The organism is Caulobacter sp. AVps18 (genome assembly GCF_058681425.1).
The window spans coordinates 3,746,542-3,764,180 of record NZ_CM178737.1 but is presented as its reverse complement, the minus strand read 5'-3'; the positions used below and the strand labels follow the sequence as shown (position 1 = coordinate 3,764,180).

19 protein-coding genes and 1 pseudogene are annotated in these 17,639 nt (G+C 63.4%); 6 read left to right on the top strand and 14 right to left on the bottom strand.

From position 1 onward, the window contains the following. Positions 1-35 precede the first annotated feature (35 nt). From ACW179_RS17100 to ACW179_RS17090, 3 genes are read left to right on the top strand one after another with little or no spacing between them, the layout of a single operon-like run. On the top strand, positions 36-1,595 hold the full coding sequence (locus ACW179_RS17100; RefSeq protein ID WP_492060663.1) for a recombinase family protein: 1,560 nt from the start codon (positions 36-38) through the stop codon (positions 1,593-1,595). Then, positions 1,592-2,476: a plasmid partitioning protein RepB C-terminal domain-containing protein gene (locus ACW179_RS17095; RefSeq protein ID WP_492060662.1), complete on the top strand. Its 885-nt coding sequence runs from the start codon at positions 1,592-1,594 to the stop codon at positions 2,474-2,476. Before ACW179_RS17100 ends, ACW179_RS17095 begins: the two co-directional genes overlap by 4 nt. Before the next feature lies 1 nt (position 2,477). Then, on the top strand, positions 2,478-3,386 hold the full coding sequence (locus ACW179_RS17090; RefSeq protein WP_492060661.1) for a plasmid partitioning protein RepB C-terminal domain-containing protein: 909 nt from the start codon (positions 2,478-2,480) through the stop codon (positions 3,384-3,386). A 36-nt stretch (positions 3,387-3,422) separates the two neighbouring features. On the opposite strand, the gene ACW179_RS17085 is transcribed toward ACW179_RS17090, so the two are convergent. From ACW179_RS17085 to ACW179_RS17050, 8 genes and pseudogenes are all read right to left on the bottom strand, one after another. Then, positions 3,423-3,749 (bottom strand): hypothetical protein, encoded by a 327-nt coding sequence (locus ACW179_RS17085; RefSeq protein ID WP_492060660.1) that lies wholly within the window; start codon positions 3,747-3,749, stop codon positions 3,423-3,425. Between the two features lie 103 nt (positions 3,750-3,852). Beyond that, positions 3,853-3,987 carry a hypothetical protein gene (locus ACW179_RS17080; protein WP_492060659.1) on the bottom strand — a complete coding sequence of 45 codons (135 nt, stop codon included), beginning with the start codon at positions 3,985-3,987 and terminating at the stop codon, positions 3,853-3,855. A gap of 1,175 nt (positions 3,988-5,162) precedes the next feature. Then, a pseudogene (rplC, locus tag ACW179_RS17075) lies at positions 5,163-5,894 on the bottom strand (50S ribosomal protein L3); the annotation flags it as partial. Then, on the bottom strand, positions 5,891-7,102 hold the full coding sequence (locus ACW179_RS17070; RefSeq protein ID WP_492060658.1) for a CHAT domain-containing protein: 1,212 nt from the start codon (positions 7,100-7,102) through the stop codon (positions 5,891-5,893). The gene ACW179_RS17070 and the pseudogene rplC, both read right to left, overlap by 4 nt. A 25-nt stretch (positions 7,103-7,127) precedes the next feature. After that, positions 7,128-8,231 (bottom strand): hypothetical protein, encoded by a 1,104-nt coding sequence (locus ACW179_RS17065; RefSeq protein ID WP_492060657.1) that lies wholly within the window; start codon positions 8,229-8,231, stop codon positions 7,128-7,130. 102 nt (positions 8,232-8,333) lie between these two features. Then, on the bottom strand, positions 8,334-8,624 hold the full coding sequence (locus ACW179_RS17060; RefSeq protein ID WP_492060656.1) for a protease inhibitor I42 family protein: 291 nt from the start codon (positions 8,622-8,624) through the stop codon (positions 8,334-8,336). Positions 8,625-8,636: 12 nt separating this feature from the next. Then, entirely contained in the window at positions 8,637-9,461 is an 825-nt protein-coding gene (locus ACW179_RS17055) for a C1 family peptidase (protein ID WP_492060655.1), read from the bottom strand. Between the two features lie 145 nt (positions 9,462-9,606). Beyond that, positions 9,607-10,779: a hypothetical protein gene (locus tag ACW179_RS17050; protein ID WP_492060654.1), complete on the bottom strand. Its 1,173-nt coding sequence runs from the start codon at positions 10,777-10,779 to the stop codon at positions 9,607-9,609. 92 nt (positions 10,780-10,871) lie between these two features. On the opposite strand from ACW179_RS17050, the gene ACW179_RS17045 reads away from it, so the two are divergent. The 3 genes from ACW179_RS17045 (at position 10,872) to ACW179_RS17035 (ending at position 12,715) form a co-directional block, all read left to right on the top strand. After that, complete coding sequence (locus ACW179_RS17045; RefSeq protein ID WP_492060653.1) at positions 10,872-11,723, top strand: hypothetical protein; 852 nt, start codon at positions 10,872-10,874, stop codon at positions 11,721-11,723. A gap of 130 nt (positions 11,724-11,853) precedes the next feature. After that, complete coding sequence (locus tag ACW179_RS17040; protein ID WP_492060652.1) at positions 11,854-12,564, top strand: 3'-5' exonuclease; 711 nt, start codon at positions 11,854-11,856, stop codon at positions 12,562-12,564. Then, complete coding sequence (locus ACW179_RS17035; protein ID WP_492060651.1) at positions 12,518-12,715, top strand: hypothetical protein; 198 nt, start codon at positions 12,518-12,520, stop codon at positions 12,713-12,715. Before ACW179_RS17040 ends, ACW179_RS17035 begins: the two co-directional genes overlap by 47 nt. 288 nt (positions 12,716-13,003) lie before the next feature. Here the strand turns inward: ACW179_RS17035 and ACW179_RS17030 are convergent, their stop codons facing one another. The 6 genes from ACW179_RS17030 to ACW179_RS17005 all read right to left on the bottom strand — a co-directional run bounded on the left by ACW179_RS17030 (position 13,004) and on the right by ACW179_RS17005 (position 17,503). Then, entirely contained in the window at positions 13,004-13,717 is a 714-nt protein-coding gene (locus tag ACW179_RS17030; protein WP_492064343.1) for a S1/P1 nuclease, read from the bottom strand. Then, positions 13,683-13,889, bottom strand: coding sequence for a hypothetical protein (locus ACW179_RS17025; RefSeq protein ID WP_492060650.1), 207 nt, complete (start codon positions 13,887-13,889; stop codon positions 13,683-13,685). The genes ACW179_RS17030 and ACW179_RS17025 overlap by 35 nt, the downstream gene beginning before the upstream one ends. A 64-nt stretch (positions 13,890-13,953) precedes the next feature. Further along, a complete protein-coding gene (locus ACW179_RS17020; RefSeq protein ID WP_492060649.1) occupies positions 13,954-14,079 on the bottom strand; it encodes a hypothetical protein in 126 nt (41 codons plus the stop codon). A 9-nt stretch (positions 14,080-14,088) separates the two neighbouring features. Next, a complete protein-coding gene (gene dinB, locus ACW179_RS17015; RefSeq protein WP_492060648.1) occupies positions 14,089-15,222 on the bottom strand; it encodes a DNA polymerase IV in 1,134 nt (377 codons plus the stop codon). A 70-nt stretch (positions 15,223-15,292) separates the two neighbouring features. Further along, on the bottom strand, positions 15,293-15,880 hold the full coding sequence (locus tag ACW179_RS17010; protein ID WP_492060647.1) for a hypothetical protein: 588 nt from the start codon (positions 15,878-15,880) through the stop codon (positions 15,293-15,295). 108 nt (positions 15,881-15,988) lie between these two features. After that, on the bottom strand, positions 15,989-17,503 hold the full coding sequence (locus tag ACW179_RS17005; RefSeq protein WP_492060646.1) for a ComEC/Rec2 family competence protein: 1,515 nt from the start codon (positions 17,501-17,503) through the stop codon (positions 15,989-15,991). Between the last annotated feature and the right edge of the window lie 136 nt (positions 17,504-17,639).

The following is a 17,639-nucleotide window of genomic DNA, read 5'->3' as shown; positions in this document are numbered from 1 at the left end:
GGCTCGGTGACGTTTGGCGTGGGGATTGAAGACAGATGGAAAGTGTAACCGGCGACGAAAAGCCCGCCGGAGCGTCAGTGCGCGCGGCTCAGTACGTTCGGATGAGCACCGAGCATCAAAAATACTCGACCGAGAACCAGGCCGAGATCATCGCCAGGTACGCCGCGCGCAAGGGGTTCGAGATCGTCCAGACCTACGCCGACGAGGGCAAGAGCGGTCTGCGGCTGGACGGCCGCGATGCGCTCAAGCGCCTGATCGCCGATGTGAAGACCGGCCGGGCCGATTTTCAGGCCATCCTCGTCTACGACGTCAGTCGCTGGGGCCGCTTCCAGGACGCCGACGAGAGCGCCTTCTACGAATTCCAGTGCCGTGAGGCCGGCATCATCGTTCACTACTGCGCCGAGCAATTCGAAAACGACGGCAGCCTTTCGGCCACGATCATCAAGAGCATGAAGCGGGCGACGGCCGGCGAGTACAGCCGCGAACTGTCAGCCAAAGTCTTCACTGGCCAGCGCCGCCTGATCACCCTGGGGTTTCGGCAGGGCGGGCCGGCCGGCTTTGGCCTTCGCCGCGTGCTGGTGGACGAGCATCGCCAACCCAAAGGCGTGTTGAACCGCGGCGAGCAGAAGAGTCTGCAGACCGATCGCGTGGTCCTGGCGCCGGGGCCGACCGAAGAGATCGAGATCGTCCAGCGCATCTATTGGATGTTCGTGTTGCATCGCCGGTCAGAGCGCGAGATCGCCATCCTGCTCAATGAGGAAGGGCTGGTGACGGATCTGGGCCGCGCCTGGACGCGGGGCGTCGTCCACCAAGTGCTGAGCAACGAGAAGTACGTCGGCAACAACGTCTACAATCGCGTCTCCTTCAAGCTGAAGAAGAAGCGGGTGGTCAACGAACCGGGCCACTGGGTCCGAGGCGACGGCGCCTTCGATGCCATCGTCGATCCCGATTTCTTTTTGGCCGCCCGGCGGATTATCGAGGAGCGCACGCGCCGGTTCACCGACGAGGAATTGCTGGAGCGGCTCAACGGCTTGCTCACGCAGCGTGGCTGTCTCTCCGGCCTGATCATCGACGAAGTCGAGGACATGCCGTCCAGCTCCACCTACCGCCATCGGTTTGGCAGTCTCGTTCGCGCCTACGAACTGGTCGGCTATGCCATTCCCCGCGACTATCGCTACCTGGAGACCAACCGCGTCCTGCGCGCTTTGCATCCGAAGATCGTCGAACAGACGCTCGGCGCGATCCGCGGGCTGGGCGGCACGGTTCGGGTCGACCCGGCTACCGACTTGATGACCGTCAATGAGGAGTTCACGACCTCACTGGCCATCGCCCGCTGCGCGCCGACCCCGAGCGGTGGTCGCTGGAAGATCCGGCTCGACGCGGGCCTGCGTCCCGACATCACCATCGCCGCGCGCATGAACGCCGACAACGCCACTGTGCGCGACTGGTATCTCCTGCCTTGGATCGATCTTGGCGAGGCGTCTAGGTTGAGGCTCGCCGAGGACAATGGCGTCTTTCTCGACGCATATCGCTTCGACGACCTGGAGCCGTTCTTCGATCTGACGCGGCGGTTTCGCCTGCGGAGCGCGGCATGAACGAGCAGGATCAGCATATTCGCCGCATCCCGATCGCGGCGATCACCGTCCTCAATCCGCGTTCGCGCAACAAGTGGATCTTCCAGGAATTGGTCTCCAGCATCGCCAATCTGGGCCTGAAAAAGCCGATCACGGTCAGCGCGCGTGAGGACGGCGGCTATGACCTGATCTGCGGGCAGGGGCGGCTGGAGGCCTTCGTGGCGTTGGGCGAGACCGACATCCCGGCCGTGGTCATGGAGGCCAGCGTCGAAGATTGCTTCGTCATGAGCCTGGTGGAGAACCTGGCCCGTCGCCAGCACAGTCCGATGGAGCTGGTGCTCGAGATCGGCGCCCTGAAGGAGCGCGGCTACACGGTCGCCGAGATCGCCCGCAAGACCGACTTCAGCCCCGAATACATCTGGGCGATCGTCTTCCTGCTCGAGAACGGCGAGGTGCGCCTGATCAACGCCGTCGAGCGCGGCGTCATTCCCCACACCATCGCCATGGAGATCGCCAAGGCCGGCGACGCCGAAGTCCAAAGCGCCCTGGCCGACGCCTACGAGAACAAGGCCTTGCCCGGCAATCAACTGGTGGCGATCCGCAAGATCATCGAACAGCGCAAGACCAGCGGCAAGGCGGGCCATAGCGGCGCGCGCGGCCACGGTGGGGCAGGGCGGGTAAGGGTCACGGCCGACGCCCTGGTGCGGGCCTATCGCAAGGAGACCGATCGCCAAAAGCTGCTGATCAAGAAGGCGTCGCTCGCCCAGAGCCGTCTGCTGTTCGTGGTCAACGGTCTTCGTCGGCTCCTGGACGACGACCATTTCGTCACCCTGCTGCGGGCCGAAGCCATGCACACCTTGCCCAAGCCCTTGGCCGAGCGCCTCGGCGTGCACGAGGCCTGAGGTGGCTCCCGTTCGCGCCGCCTTCGAGCAGGACCTTGTCACGGTTCGGCTCGACGAGATCTTGCCCATGCGCAAGACGCCCGAGAAGGTGCTGACCTCGGTGAAGTTTCGGCGCATCGCCCAGTCGGTCGCCGAGGTCGGCGTCATCGAGCCGTTGGTCGTGGTGCGATCGCCGGGCGGCGGTCCCTACATGCTGCTCGATGGCCACGTGCGTTTGGCGATCTTGAAGGATCTGGAGGAGCGGGAATCCCGGTGCCTGATCTCCGACGATGATGAGGCTTTCACCTACAACAAGCGGGTCAATCGCCTCGCCACCATCCAGGAACACTACATGATCGTTCGCGCCATCGAGCGCGGCGTTTCTGAAGAGAAGCTCGCCCGCGCCCTCAATGTCGACGCCAAGGCCATCCGCCGTCGGCGCAGCCTGTTGGAGGGGGGCACGCCCGAAGTGGTCGAGCTGCTGAAGGACCGCGCGGTCAATCCGGTGTCCTTCGACGCTCTGCGCAAGATGAAACCGATGCGCCAGATCGAAGTGGCCGAACCGATGATCTCGGCCGGCAACTTCACCTCCGCCTACGCCAAGGCGCTGCTGGCTGCGACCCGCCAAACCGATCTGGTCCATGCTAACAAACCCAAGAAGGTCGGCGGCATGACCAGCGATCAGATGGCCCGCATGGAGCGGGAGATGGAATCCCTGACCCAGGACTTCAAAGCCCTGGAGACCTCGTACGGCGACGACGTCCTGCACTTGGTGATCGCGTCGGGCTATCTGTCTCGCCTGATCGGGAACAGCGAGATCGAGCGCTATCTGCGCGGGCGTCACTCGGAGATCCTGGACGAGTTTCGGGCCATCGTGGCGGCGGCGTCGTTGGATCGGGCAGTGACGCTGGGCGGGCCGAGCGAGGCGTAGTCTTTCGTGCGAGCAGGTTTTAGATCGATGGACCGCTCACGATCGCGGGTGCTGGTTTAGGGCGTGAAGCGTACGCCAATCCATCCGCCACAGCCTACCGCCTTCTGACGCGGCGAAGGCGTTGGCCTCCTCGGCTGAACCGATCGCGTAATCGCCGATCAGCCGTTCACACAGTGGCTGGTCGGTGTTCAAGAGCGCCGGCACATGGGGATTGGCGGCCAGCGCTCGATCAACACAGGCCTTACGCTCAGCCGAGCGGCGTCGCGTCCGGATAGCGTGATAGGCGTCGATCCAAAGCCATGCGGCCTGGTCATCGTCGTCGAAAATTGCGCGCAGGCTTTCGAAGCGCTTGAACCGTTGCACCGACAACAGCGCGGCGACGAGCAGATATCGAACACCAACGCGATCGGCGACATCCTGTCGGAGCAGGGCGCTGGAGACATCGTGGTCCCGGGGGCGCTTATCCCTATTCTGGGGTCAGGCGGTTCCGCTCGGCCTCGAAAAATTGGTGCTGACCCGTCAGTCCTACGCCTTCGAACACGTTGGCGGCGAAGGGGGACACCGCCCATTGCCGGTGCTCGTTCGTGGTCTTCTCGCGCATGAACCGTTCAATCTCAACCGCGCGATCACGCCCGCGGCTATCTCCAGTTCGGCGGCCGACGCGATCGTATAGGGCATCCTGTCAGGAAGGGTTGGGTCCAGACTCACCTCAGCGAGATGGCGGCGCACGCCTTCGTCAAGGAGGCCGTAGATCGTGGGGTTGAACGCCCACCAATCTTCCAGGGTCACCACCAGCGGATAAGGGTTCTTTTGGCTGGCCGATGACGCCGTGGCCGGCGGCGACGTCTTCACCATCACACGGCGCATGACGAGGTGCATGTGTTCTGGGCGCGCTAGCGCCAGCGATCGCCTCGACTATGGGGGTGTGAAAGCCGGCAAGGTGTCGAAATCGAATCTTTGAGCGTTCAGCACCCGGTCCTCGAACACCGGACGCACGGTGATCCTGCTTCCGCGCGGATCTTGCTCTGTCCTGAGGGAAAACTCCAACTGGGCAAGGACGCCGAACCGACGTTCCACGTCCTTGACGTCGTTTTCCTTGAGGACGAGTTGATAGTCTGAGGTGGAGAACGATGGCGGCGCGTCATCTTCCGGATCGTCGTCGTCCGAACTGTCCTCGGTCGCTGACTGGAAATCCCAGTCGACCGCCAAGCGCAGCTTGCCGTTTCCGGTGGCCCAAGTGGGTTTTTGGGTCGGAAACCGGGTCTCCAAATCCAGGCCTGGCAAATGATCGTAGACCTCGATTAGACCGTCGATGACCGTATCGGCACCTTCCCGTCTCGACAGGGCTTTGCGCACCACGAAGTTGACCGGGCTGTCATGGATGAAGGCCTCGACGACCGACTTGACCATTGCGGTGGTGTCCGCCGACCAATCGGCGCGGTCGGGGCTGTCGACCTCAAGTTCCGGCGCTGAGCCTTGACGCAGCGTGGTGAAGAGCAGAGCGCCGGCCTTGGCGGTTCGCGCTGTGCGATCGAGCAAAAACTTGACCGCTTCGCGCGACAAGTTCGCCACAAACCGATGCGCCGCGCGTCGGATGATCTCGTCTTTGATCCTCACCAGATGTGTACGCCCGTCGTGCCACACGAGCCTCTGCAGCTCGTAGATCGCGTCGGCCCGGTCAGATCCAGCTGCCGGAGCGGGGAGCTTGATGGTTGGATAAAGATCTTCAGCCGTGGGTTGGGCCTGGCGCCAGGCTTCCGACATCCGACTCCACCATTCTTCCGGAGTGTCGGGCAGGGGCGGGGGTTCGAGATAATTTCTCAGGCGAATTTGACCGGGGTAGGGGGCGTCCGCTGGCGGAGCCTTCTTCACCGCGTCACGCACCTTGACGTAGCTGCCTTCCGATCCGGGGACCGCGCCCTTGATCAGAATAAGACCGCGTTCGACGTCCACCTTCCAAACCGTGACGTTCAAGGTGGTCACGGTTTCCTGACCAAGATGGCCCGCCATCTTCTTGCCTGGGAAGGTGCGACCCGGATCCTGCCGGTTGCCCGTAGATCCGTGCGAACGGTGTGAGACCGACACGCCATGACTGGCGCGAAGACCGCCAAAGTTCCAGCGTTTCATCGCGCCGGCAAAGCCCTTGCCGACAGTGATGCCCTGCACGTCGACCTTCTGGCCGGTGACGAAGTGGTCGGCTTGCAACTCGGCGCCTACTGCGATCAGAGCGCTTTCCTCGACGCGGAATTCGGCGACGATGCGCTTGGGTTCCACCGCCGCCTTGGCGAAGTGACCGCGCATGGCCTTGGGCGTGTTCTTGGGCTTCTTGGCCCCGGCGCCCAATTGCAGCGCGGTGTAACCGTCCTTCTCGACCGTACGCTGCGCCGTGACCTGGCAGCCATCGAGTGAAAGCACCGTGACCGGAACGTGCTCACCGGATTCGTCGAACAGACGGGTCATGCCAAGCTTCTTGGCCAGCACGCCAGTACGTTGGAGCGGCATCGTCATGACAGCGCCACCTCGGGAAAGCCCTGGTAGATAAACAGCAAATGCGCCGGATTGAGGGTTTGCTCCAATCGCTCGCGCAGCGCCGCCTGGAACGCCGAACCGCATCGCCGGCGACCGCCCGTCCGGGGAATGGCCTTGTCAAAAAACGACGTCGCCAGATCGGCCGCGTACCGATCACAAATCTTTCCCAGGGTTGAGATTGTGACGGTCGGGCTCAATCGCTCGAACCCATTATTGGTCAGCTTAGCGCCCGGGACGGAATAACAGACATTGAGGAAAAGGAGTTTTGCGCTCGTTTGGTTGGTCGCGCTCACCACGTCTTCGCGTTGGATTTCATCCTTCAGTTCGTTGGATCGGACAATTTGCCAGTTCCGCACGCGAAGGAAATTCTTCTGGGCTCTGGGCGCGCTGAGGTCGCCGTGGCAGGCCACGTGAACCAAGGACCACTCCCGGCTCGAAAGATATTTAGCGACCTGGTTGGTGAAGCCGGGCACCGCCGGCACCTTGGCGGGTTCGGGGTCCTCATGCTCGGGATCCACCGGGATCGGCAAGACCTCGAGCGGCTTGAATTCGGCGCCGGCCAGCGCATTCAGGCTACGACGCTCGATGTAGCGCCTCACCGCCTTAAGGCTGGAATCGTCGATCAGGCCGTAGGCCGGCTCAAGGATCGCCGCGTCGTCGTCATGGGGCAGATCCTGTCCGCTGTCCGACAGCGGTGGCGAGAACAGCAAAAACCGATAGCCAAGGAAGCCGGTCGCAGAGGGCGCATTTGGTGAAGGCTTGCGAGGGTGCAGTAGCGACCAGGGGAAGGGGGGGAATTTTGCGAAGAGCGTGAAGACCTCGAACTCTTCCACGCCTTGGTTATGGGCGCCGTCCAGCAACTCCACGAAGGTTTTGAGGTTGTCCTCTTCCATGGCGTCGACGAGGAAATCGTACGACAGCTTGCCGGCTGCCCCAGGCAGACCCTCCGGCGCGCGGGACGCGGTTTCATAGAAGAAGTCATTCAGCGACAGAAGTTTGATGACTTCAGTTTTGAAATCATAGATCTCCATGACTTCTTTGAAAAAGGGGAAGGATTTCTTCGTCTCGCCGAAGATGACCCGCAAGGCCGTCGCGGGCTCGTTGCCTTTGTCATAGGATCTGTCTTCTTCGCCAGGTCGCCAGGCATCGAAATAGATCTGAGAGCGCACTTTGTTCGGCGTTGACACTTATGTCCCCCAATTCGAGGGGAGACTATCCGGTGCGTAGAAGCTTAAACTTCCGCCGACCGCCCCCCCCAAAACTACTGCGAAACGCCACTACCCCTTCGACGGCGTCGGGCATCGAAAACTCGCTGGCCGAAACGTCGAACGTTATTTGTTGGCCCAAGGTCGCGGGTTTGGCAACCGTTGCGCGCGATCCGTCGTACGATTCAAGCCAGACGTGAAGTTGGGCGGCACCCTCACGATCTGGCATGAGGGGTTTGAGCAGGTGGCGGACGTCCCAATCGACCCGCACGTCGACGGACGGGGGATGTCGCTCGTCCTTTGAAAACTCGGCGACAGCGACCAGGCGCCGGGAACTGACGTCGCCAAACAACGGCGAGAGCGTGGACTCATCGAGAAACAACGTGGGCGCGGCGTCTGTGAAGGCGGCCCCACGCGAGAACGGAGCGCCCGACTTGAGGTCCACGGCCAGGCCGACCACGGGGACTGCGGTGAGGCTGAAATCGCGAGCGGGCTTGCTCGCGCGGGGAACGAAGAAGTCCAGCTGTTCGGTGATCGGGCTTGGTCGCAACGCTCTGGCCAGATGCTCCAGCGGCGTGCCGAACAGAGCAACGTGATCGACAAATTCCGTTTCCAGGCGCTGTCCGCTCTCATCGACCGAGATCAAGGCCGAGAGCCTTTGGGCCTGCGCGGCGAGCACGGCGCGCAGAAGTTGCTGCTCGGGCGTCAGTTGCGAAAGGGCGAACTGGCAAAGCTCCAGCCTTGCTTGGCGAGGCAGGCGGTCCCGATCGCGAACGGCCGAGACAAGGCGCTCGATGCTGGTGACCGGATCGTAGTCAGAGGGCAGTCGCACGCCCGCCCCACGGCCAAACGCCATCATGTTGACGGTCTGGTCGTGAACCCTGGCCACGGACGCGACGAGGTCGGGCGCTAGGTCGCCGTCCAAGCCGACAGCGTGGGCGAAGAGCCCGGCGGTACGACCGTAGGCCTCGTACTGGTGAGGCGCGGTGCGAATGAGGATCGCATCGTCCGGGTTGATTTCGTCGCGACCCTGATCGACGCCGATGACCGTGGCGACGCGTCCCGAGACCGCTTGGCGCAGTAGGGGAAGCCTCTCCGGTTCGACGGACAAGATCCACAAACGGCGACGCGAAGCGGGCGGCTCATCCAAGGCAAGGGGAAGTTGCAGCGCCACAGGCCGGAGAGTGTGCTGAGTCTGGTGACAGGACCAGCGCTAGGGCTGGACGCTGATCTCGAAGATGCGCTCTTCTGCGGGCTCCTTTTCCCAAGGGCGCTGGCGCCTGCAAACGATGTTCCAGGATCCGACGCGCAACATCATCACCTGCCACACCAAGGTGGTCGCGCCTTTGATCGGATCGAGCGCGGTGTTGAAGTCCAGGACCTTCCAGGCTTCGGTTTCGGGTGTCGTGATCGTCCAGCGGTAGCCGGAACCGGCGCGGCTTTCGACTTCAAGCTTAAGAGGTTGGCCAAGAGTAACGCTGCAGGGGATGCGGTTCGTCATCATGGCGTCCTCCTACTATTCGACCTGTGGATCATAGAAGACGAGGTTGGCGTCCAACTCGCACTTTTCGTAGGCGATGCGAGCAAAGCCAGCCTCGCCCCAGCCTTCGCCCCAGCTGTTTTGGATGATCCAGGCCTTCTCCACGTCGTCGTATCCCACGACGCAGACCGCATGGAGCCCCAACGGTGGCCCACTGGCGGGCGCGTAGACTCCGCTCTTGTAGTCGAAGAAATCGTCATAGACCTCCATGCTGCCGATGACGGGCCCGCTGCTAACCAGCGCGGAGCGACGTAGCGATTGGGTAGAGACGCTCATATAGGTTGAGATGCCCACGCGCGGGCCAGCTACCGCGCCGCAGTCCAGCTCGCTCATGCGATCGTAGGGCGCGAGGTCTTCACTGACCACGCCACCGTGGTCGCGGAGGAATTTGAGCGCGTCCGTAACCCTCAAGCCCACCGCAGGGTCGCCGCCTGCGCACTTGAACAGATGCGCCTCAGAAAGATCTATCCTCAAGACGGTGGAATAGGCCTTGATGCGCTTGCGCGCCTCGACCACCGCCAAGGTCGCGAACGCCACGCAGGATTGACAGTCACCCTGGTCCTTTACCGGCGAGAGCCAGTTGCCGTCATCGTGGTCGCGCCAGTCGTGCCTTGGCGGCAAGTCGTCGGACGATCCAAACCGTCCGATCCAGTCGGCCGTTTCCTTGGCGAGCTTGATTTCGTCCGGGCTCATGATCAGGCCGGTCAAGGCGCGCCGCCGGTCCATTCCCGTCTCGCCGGCCGTCCAGTGCAGTCCCTCGGATTGGATCTTGGCGTTCAGCTCTTCAATTCGCGACGTCATTGCACCCCTCCACCGTTAAAGGCGATTAAACTGGGTTTTCGTGAAAGTTGTACTGCTTGATCGCCTCGCGTGTGTTTTTCCATCCCATGGCGCACGCGGTGAGCAATCCCGCGCCTGACGGCCGTGGCCATCAGGCGCGGTAGTGTCAGACCACACTCGATTCCATGTGCTTGCGTTGGCGTTCCAGCGCTTCTGGCAGGCCAGACAGGGTGTTTTCCTGCCAGCCCAGCGGCCAGGCGTTGTCGCGCCAGGCTTGGATCGCGTGGTGATCTATCGCCCACCAATCGTCGAAGGCGCGACCCAGCGGCCAGGCGATATGGTGGTAGCGGTGCCAGATCATGGTCGTGTCCAGCACGGCCAGGCGCGAGGGCAGATGCAGAAGCGCCAACCGAAGCGACCATTGAAGCCATTGCAGCGGTCCTGCGCCATCGCGCGGCATGGGGTCCCACGGAATGCGATCCCAGGTCTTCTGAGCATATTCCGCGAAGTTTCGCGCGCCGGTCTGATCACCATAGGGATGCTCTGTCAGCACCTGGAGCAGCGAAGCCGCCGGGTAGAGGGTCAGCCAGGGCAGGGCGATCGCGAAGAGCCACACGGACGGATCGAGCCAAGCCAGAGAGCCAAAGAGGCTTGCCCACATTGCGGCCGCGGCGAACCGGCGCCCCACGGGGCCCTGGGTCGTTCCCGCCACGATCCTGGAGACCGTCTTTTTGGCGTACCACAGCGGATTGAGCAGCTTGCTCGCCAGCCGCTTGTAGAACTGGCCAGGCTTCATGGAGCGCTCAAACCCTTCGTGGGCCAGATCCATACCGTCGATCTCGTAGATCGTTCCGAGCCAGCGCTGCCGGTGGTGGCGGCCATGAGCCTTCATATAAACGCGGGCGGGCAGCGTGCCCACCAGCACCGAACAGGTTTCGGCCAGGGTGAACCGAAGCGCGCGAAGCCGCGGGCGTGGCAGGCCCAAGGCCTTCCAACCCTCAAAGCCGACCCCGTGCCCGGCCTCGTGCATATGACCGACGGTCAGGCTGCGCAACCGGCCAGCCGCGGTCAGGGCGGCCAAGATGGCCGGAGGCACTAGGGCCACACCGCCCAAACCAAGGTGGGTGGCGGCGTAACCAAGCCCGCCCGCCGCGGAGGACGATAGCGCCAGGATCGCGATGTCCTTGAGCAGAGCGCGCACCGGACCGGTGGATCGCGGCGCTTCGTCGGGCGAGGGTAGGCCGGTAATCCAACGGTGCGGTCCGACCAAAGCCGCCGGCAGACGGTCGCGATCAGCGTAGGTTGCTTGGATGAGATCTTGGTAAAGCTTAGATTGCATTGCGAGCCCCTTCCATCGTGGGAGGGCGGTCGACGTCGACCGCCAGGGCTCTTCAGGTATCGAAAGGGCGGCACCCGCTGGGGGGAGGGAAAATGATGGAAACCGACCAAAAACCTCAGCGTGGCCGACCCCCGTCCAAGATCGCGGCCAAACCGTGGGGCGCATACATCGAAACGGTCACGCGCCACAGTTTTGGCGTCCCGGCGCGTAACAAGGAACTCTTCCAGACCCTGCACCGCATCGCGCCCTCGAGCGTCCATGGGACGATCGACACGTTCCGATTGGTCCTGGCGGGCAAACGACCGGCGTTGAATGGATTTGCTGCGGCGCTGATCAAAGCGCTTGGCCTGCATGATCGCGGTTTGACTCCAGAGGCGTTCGAGCTGCCGCTGGACGAGTTCGAGCACCTGCTGGCGCAATCGGCGCCGTCAGACTTGGAGACCGCGCTCAAGAGCTTGGGCGACGGCACGACGTTGCGGCTTCGGGCGCCAAACACCCTCGATCCCGTCATGGGGCACATGGGGCGCGCGCTCGAGCCGGTTATGGTGCTGACCCCCAATGTCCGGCATCGGCTTGAAATTGACCGCCCGCTGACGGCCCGCGGCGTCGCCGGGCCGATGATGATCCTGGGCTACGGCTATGACGACAAGGTCTGGCAACTCGTCTCCGCGGTCGCCGATCCACCCTTACCGCCCAACCGCGTCGTTCCCTGGGGGGCGCTCACTGGTGTCTCCATGACCCCCATGCCCCAGCGTGGACGCTTCGCGCTGCACGTCGTGGGCTCCAGCGACGCCTTTGGAACGAACCTGACGGCGATCTACGCCAAGCACCTAACCGGCGACGGATATCTGTCGGGCCAGGAATTGCTGTCGATCCAACACGCGATCGCGGAAAAGCCTCTGGGCCTATGGTCCGCGAGTCTGAAGTATACCGTGGCGGGGTGAGGGTGACCGGAGCACGCGACGCCGTGGGAGCCTTAGCCAAGAGGACTGCTGGAAATGCGTGATGGCTGGCGTGGCGAGTCGCTGAGGTGATATGCGAGCGTCCGTGGCGAAGGGTGAAGATCTTAAGGTGATGGCCGCGACGCTGGAGGCGAGCGGCGACTATCGCGTGCTGCGACGCCTGGCGCCGAGACCCTCTATCGGCGTTCTGGACGGGGTCCTGACGCGCACGGGTCTCTTCGTCGATGTCGAGACGACAGGCCTGGACCACCGCCGTGACGAGATCATCGAATTGGCCATGATCCCGTTCCGCTATGGGTTGGACGGCCGGGTCTACGAGGTCGGCGAGGCCTTTCAGGGTCTTCGTCAGCCGACATCGCCCATCTCCCGGGAAATCACCGCGCTGACAGGCATCGACGACGCCATGGTCGCGGGCAAGGCGATTGACCTGGACGCCGTGGCGGCGTTCGCCGCGCCGGCCGCTCTGGTGATCGCCCACAATGCTGCCTTTGATCGCCGTTTCCTGGAGCGGTTCTGCGAGGTCTTCCGCACCAAACCCTGGGCCTGCTCGATGAGCCAGGTGGACTGGAGCGCCGAGGGGCACGAGGGCGTCAAGCTCGCCTGGCTCGCGGCTGGCGCCGGGTTCTTCTATGATCGGCACCGCGCGGTGAACGATTGCGCCGCCGCCATTGAGCTCTTGGCGAGCGATCTGCCGAGAAGCGGCGGCCCTGGCCGCCTTGCTGGAACGGACGCGCACGCCGACCTGGCGGATTTGGGCCGAGAACTCCCCCTTCGCGATGAAGGACCAACTCAAGACGCGGGGCTATCGCTGGAACGGCGATGACAGCGTGCCGTCCCGCTGCTGGTATGTCGATGTCGCCGAGGCCGACAAAGAGGCGGAGTTGGCCTTCCTGCGCCAGGAGATCTATGGCGGCCAGATTGATCTGCTGACGCGGCGGGGCGACGCCTACGATCGGTTTTCGGAGCGGTGCTGAGAGGGCGATTTCGTCTTGAGTTGGCCGCAAACCGGCGTCAGCCTAGCCCGTCCCCATCTCGACTGGAGGGATCCCCATGCGCCGTACCCTGGCTTTGGCCGCCGCCCTGCTGACCCTGTCCCTCTCCAGTCCGTCCTTCGCCGCGTCGTGCCGCGACGCCAAAGGCAAGTTCATCAAGTGCCCGGCCTCAGCGCCCGCCCAGCCGTCAAGTGCAAGGATGCCAAGGGCAAGTTCGCCAAGTGCGGCACGCCCGGCGCCAAGCCGGTCGGGTAAACCCGTGAGCCTGGGCTAGCCGAGCGCCCGGTTCAGTTCCAAGGCCAGCCGCACGCCGGCCTTCTTCAGCTGCAGAGCCACGGCATTCTTGGCCTGTTCGTCGTAACCGGCGGGCAGGCTGACTGGCGAGGTGTCATTGGCGCAGCCGGGCTTGGAGCTGATCGTGTAGACGCTGGCCTTGGCGACCGCGAAGCTCTCCATCGCCCAGGTCTTGGCGTCGCCCTTCTCCCAGGCCTTGCGTTCGGCCGGGGTGATCTGGGCGGCGAGGCTGACGGCCAGCTTCGCCGGATCGGCTTCGATCGCCTCGACGATCACCGTGTCCCAATAGCTGTGCAGATTGAATGTGTGTGGGCCGCCCAGCGCCAGCGGCACGCAGTTGCCGCCCCGGTCCTGATTGTCGGCCGCGTGCAGCGGCTGATGCAGGTCGCCCACCAAATGCAGCACGAACTTGAAGGCTAGCAGTCGTTCGGTCGGATCGGTCTTGGGATCGGCCAATTCCTTTTCGAAGGCGTCCAGGCGGCCGATGACGCAGTCCTTCTCGGGACCGGCGCTGGCTGGCGCGGCGCTGGCGGGAAGCCCGAAACAGGCGGCGGCGAGATCAGGGTGGTCAAGTTCGGTGTCGACGAAGTGCCACTCGGTGGTCTCGCTATGATCCTTGCGCCAGGCGTCGGCCCACGAGGCGCGAGCGCCTAGGTCAGCGGGTGTTAGGGCGTCGGTGTCGGCCGCCAGCAGGGCGTCGACCGCGGCGGCGGCCTTGGGCGTAAGATATCCGCAGATATCCGCGCGCGATCTGAGCCACCACGGCGTGGCCTTCGCGGCCCCAGGCCTGGGCCGAGGCGGGAACGGCGATGGCGGCGACCAGGCCGAAGAGGGCGGCGCAGGTCTTCACGACGCGATGCATGGATGATTCCCCGGAGATTATGCCGCGCTCATGCCCGCTTGGCCCCAGCCCCGCAAGGCGATGCTCAGGGCGCGCGCAGCAGGCCCGATAGGGCGACCGCCGCAGCGGCGACAACGCCGATCGCCGCGACCAGTCCCGCCCACCCGGCAGGCGTCAGCAGTTGGGCGGTGGGGCGGCGTCTGGGCGGCATGGATGGACCTTAAGCGGGGCAGTGCGTCTTGGCCAACGGGCCGGCGTCGGTTTCGTCGGCGTCGTTTAGCCTCAGGCCCAGTTGCTCGCTCTTGAGCGAAACCTCCTGGTCGAAGTTCGACAAGGTCACCCCCACCAGGCGCACGCCCAGCCGAAGCGGATAGACCGAGCGCATCAACTCCACGCCGGTTTGAGCCAGCGTCTGAGCGTCCTGGATCGGACCGGGCAAGGATCGGCTGCGGGTGGCCTGTTGGAAGTCGGCCCACTTGATCTTGACCGTCACTGTGCGGGCCCTGGCGCCGGTGCGCTCGCACCAGGCCCAAACCTTGTCGGCCAGGGCCTGAAGCTCCGGCTTGATCGCCGCCGGGTTGATCAGGTCCATGTCGAAGGTGGTCTCCGAGCCCAACGATTTGCGCGTCCGGTCGGGATTGACCCGCCGGTGATCCTCTCCGCGAGCGATGGCGTAGTACCAGGGGGCGGACTTGCCGAAGTGGTGCTGAAGGAAAGTCAGGGACTGGCGGTGCAGGTCCTCGCCGGTGAAGATGCCCAGGCGGTTCATCTTGGCCTCGGTCACCGCGCCCACGCCGTGGAAGCGGCCGATGGGCAGGGTTTGCACGAAGGCCTCGCCCTTGCCGGGCGGCACCACGAACTGGCCGTTGGGTTTGCGCTGATCCGATGCGAGCTTGGCCAGAAACTTGTTGTAGGAGATGCCCGCATAGGCGGTCAGACCCGTGGCCGCAAGGATCCGGGCCCGGATCTCCTGGGCCGTTTCGGTGGCGGTCGGCAGACCGGCGCGATTGTCGCTGACGTCGAGATAGGCCTCGTCCAGGGACAGGGGTTCGATCAGGTCGGTGTAGTCGGCGAAGATCTCGTGGATCTGGCGCGACACGGCCTTGTAGACCTCGAACCTGGGCGGCACGAAAACCAACTGCGGGCACTTCTTCAATGCCGTCGTCGACGGCATGGCCGAGCGCACGCCAAAGGTTCGAGCCTCGTAGCTGGCGGCGGCGACCACGCCGCGCTTTGCCGGATAGCCGACCGCCACGGGACGGCCTCTCAGGCTGGGATCATCGCGCTGTTCAACGGACGCATAGAAGGCGTCCATGTCGATATGGATGATTTTGCGAATCTGATCGCCGGCCATGCCGGGAGGCTATCAGAAGTGAAACAAAAAGGGAACGAAAAATGGCGAGCTCGTCCCCCCTAACGCAGCTTCAGTTGCCGCCTTGGCGGCCGAGCATTGGCTTCAGTTCATCCCAGAGTACGTCCTCCATGAACGCGATGAGACCCCGGCTCAGCGCCGACTTCGAAGGAGGCGGGTAAACCATCGCGACCCGGACCCGGACCGGCCAGCAGGCGTCCGGTAGCCACCACGACAATCTCAGCGCCGTGGTGCGCTGACTATTGTGTTCTTCCCACAGCAAGTGCTGCGCCAGTCGGTTTTTGACGGACTGATGTTTGCCGGCGCACTTGCCGACGTAGAGACAGGTTCCGCGCCTGTCCTTATCGACGATCTTCGGCGTCAGGGGCTCTCGAGGATATTGCTCTTTTCGGACGGCGAAGGCGCTCTTGCATGCGTCGATGCCCTCGGCCGCAATTTCAATGACGTAGAGGGATGGGCAGCGCGTCTCCGGAAGTTCGGTCAGAAGTGTTTGTGACGCTGACATTTTGCTTGGGATCGTAAAGTCGAACGAATTAATCGCGTGCCCGTGCTGCAAATCGTCATGCCAAGTTTGCGCCAAGATCGCGGCGCGTTCTTCGAGGCCTCTCCAAGGAGCGGTCGCGCTCAGGAGTTCGTGCATTTCTTGGTGTCCTTGCCTCTGACGCTGTATGCTTCGACGTGACGCGGCAGCACTTGACGCCCTGCGGCCGACCGCAACTCGCGGATGATCCCACTGGCGGCCCAGCCGCTAGCGGAGGAGATATCCCTCAAGGTGCAGGCCGTTCTTCTTGTCGACCTGGATGGGATAGTAGGGCCAGAAATCGCGTAGGACCGGTGCGTGAGGATGTTTGTAGCCTTTGTGCGCCGGGTCTGAGGAGAAGATGGACGCGCTCGGTGAAAGCTTCGCGCCGATCCCGGCATGCCAATTGCTTTGCGCACCATGATGCATCACTTGGAAGATCTTCGCGCGCGCGAGGCGCAGGACTTTTCCGTAGAATTTTTCGAAGGCGATGTAGCGAACGTCATCTAACGTCCCGTCACCGGTATGCATCTGTGAGAAGTTGCGAGTGGGGTACCTAAGGACGGTCGCCTGTGACTCCCAGCAATGCAAGTAGCCCGTGGGCTGACGCAGCGGCCCGGAATAGAGGAAGAGCGAGATGAGATTGCGTTCTTCGGGGGTCGTGAACTTGGCGTTGTAGGCGGCTTTCAACGCCGCGAGCGCCGTTTTCCCTTTCTTCGGATCATTCCTCAAAGTGGCGATCAGCGGCTCGACAATGGCCAGGAACGCCTTGTCAATCTTCGGGGCGAACTGGGCGTCATTGTAGGGAACAAACTCCCAGTAGAACGGGGCGATGATGGGCGCGCCCGGGCGCAGGTAACGCGCTGGCGCGCCGGCCGAGTCCTGGAAAACCGGATCGCCCTTCGCCTCCGCGGGTGGTTCGCCGGCATCGTGTTTGAGGCCCGGTTCACCACGCTCGGTCGAGCGGGCATCTGGATCCGCGGATGGTTCGGGACCTTCGCCGCCTTCGGCGACATCTTCTGGGCCGGCGCCACCAACGAAGACGATCTCCCCGATTTCGCTGCCATCCACGCTTCTCAGATAGGCCGCCGGATCGGCAAAGAAGCGGAACAAAGGATCGCCGGCGCCGACACCCTGGTCTATCGCGAAGAGGATGCGTCGCCAGGCTGGCACGTACGGCAAAAGCAGCGTGCGTACGGGGAGGCGCGAGATCAGATCGACGAAGCCGCTGATATGATCCTTGTCGAAATGCGACAGCACCGCCAATTGGATCGCTTGGCTGCCCAGCGCGCGCTGTCGATGGACAAACCCATCGATCGCCTTGGTGACCAGGGCCGCGCTGGAAGTTGTTCCGCAGTCATAAACCCAGGTGAGCGGACCACCGCTTTTACGCTCGAGCGCGCCCGAGGCGAAGAGTCCCTGGCCTACCGGCCACCAGTCCAAGAGAAGATGATACCTGGGCGTGGGGCCGCCGCGGTAGCGCCTCAGTTGCTGATATAGATCGGCGTCGGGAAATTCTGTTTGCTCCGACGCCGTCATGTACTCGCTCAACTCGACGACCGTAGCGGCCGTTAAATCATCCCGCCAAGTGCCAGCGCAGATTTGCGCGACCAGGCGGTGGTTGATGTCGCGTCCGGAGCGCGTGAAGTACGCGAGGATCTGTTGCAGATTTAGCGAGGTGTAGATCCTCATTGCCTTGATCAGGCGGATCTCGAAATCCGAAAGTGTGTACGCCGAAACCATCTTTGCCTTAACCCGCCCCAGGCTCAGCCTCTGCAATGCGGCGGCCGAAAAACAATCACCAAGCTAGACCAGTTGCAGTGGTGCTGTGCAACCTGAAGCTTCGGGCGGCGGCTGCGCCAGTAGGCCACCGTTCCCG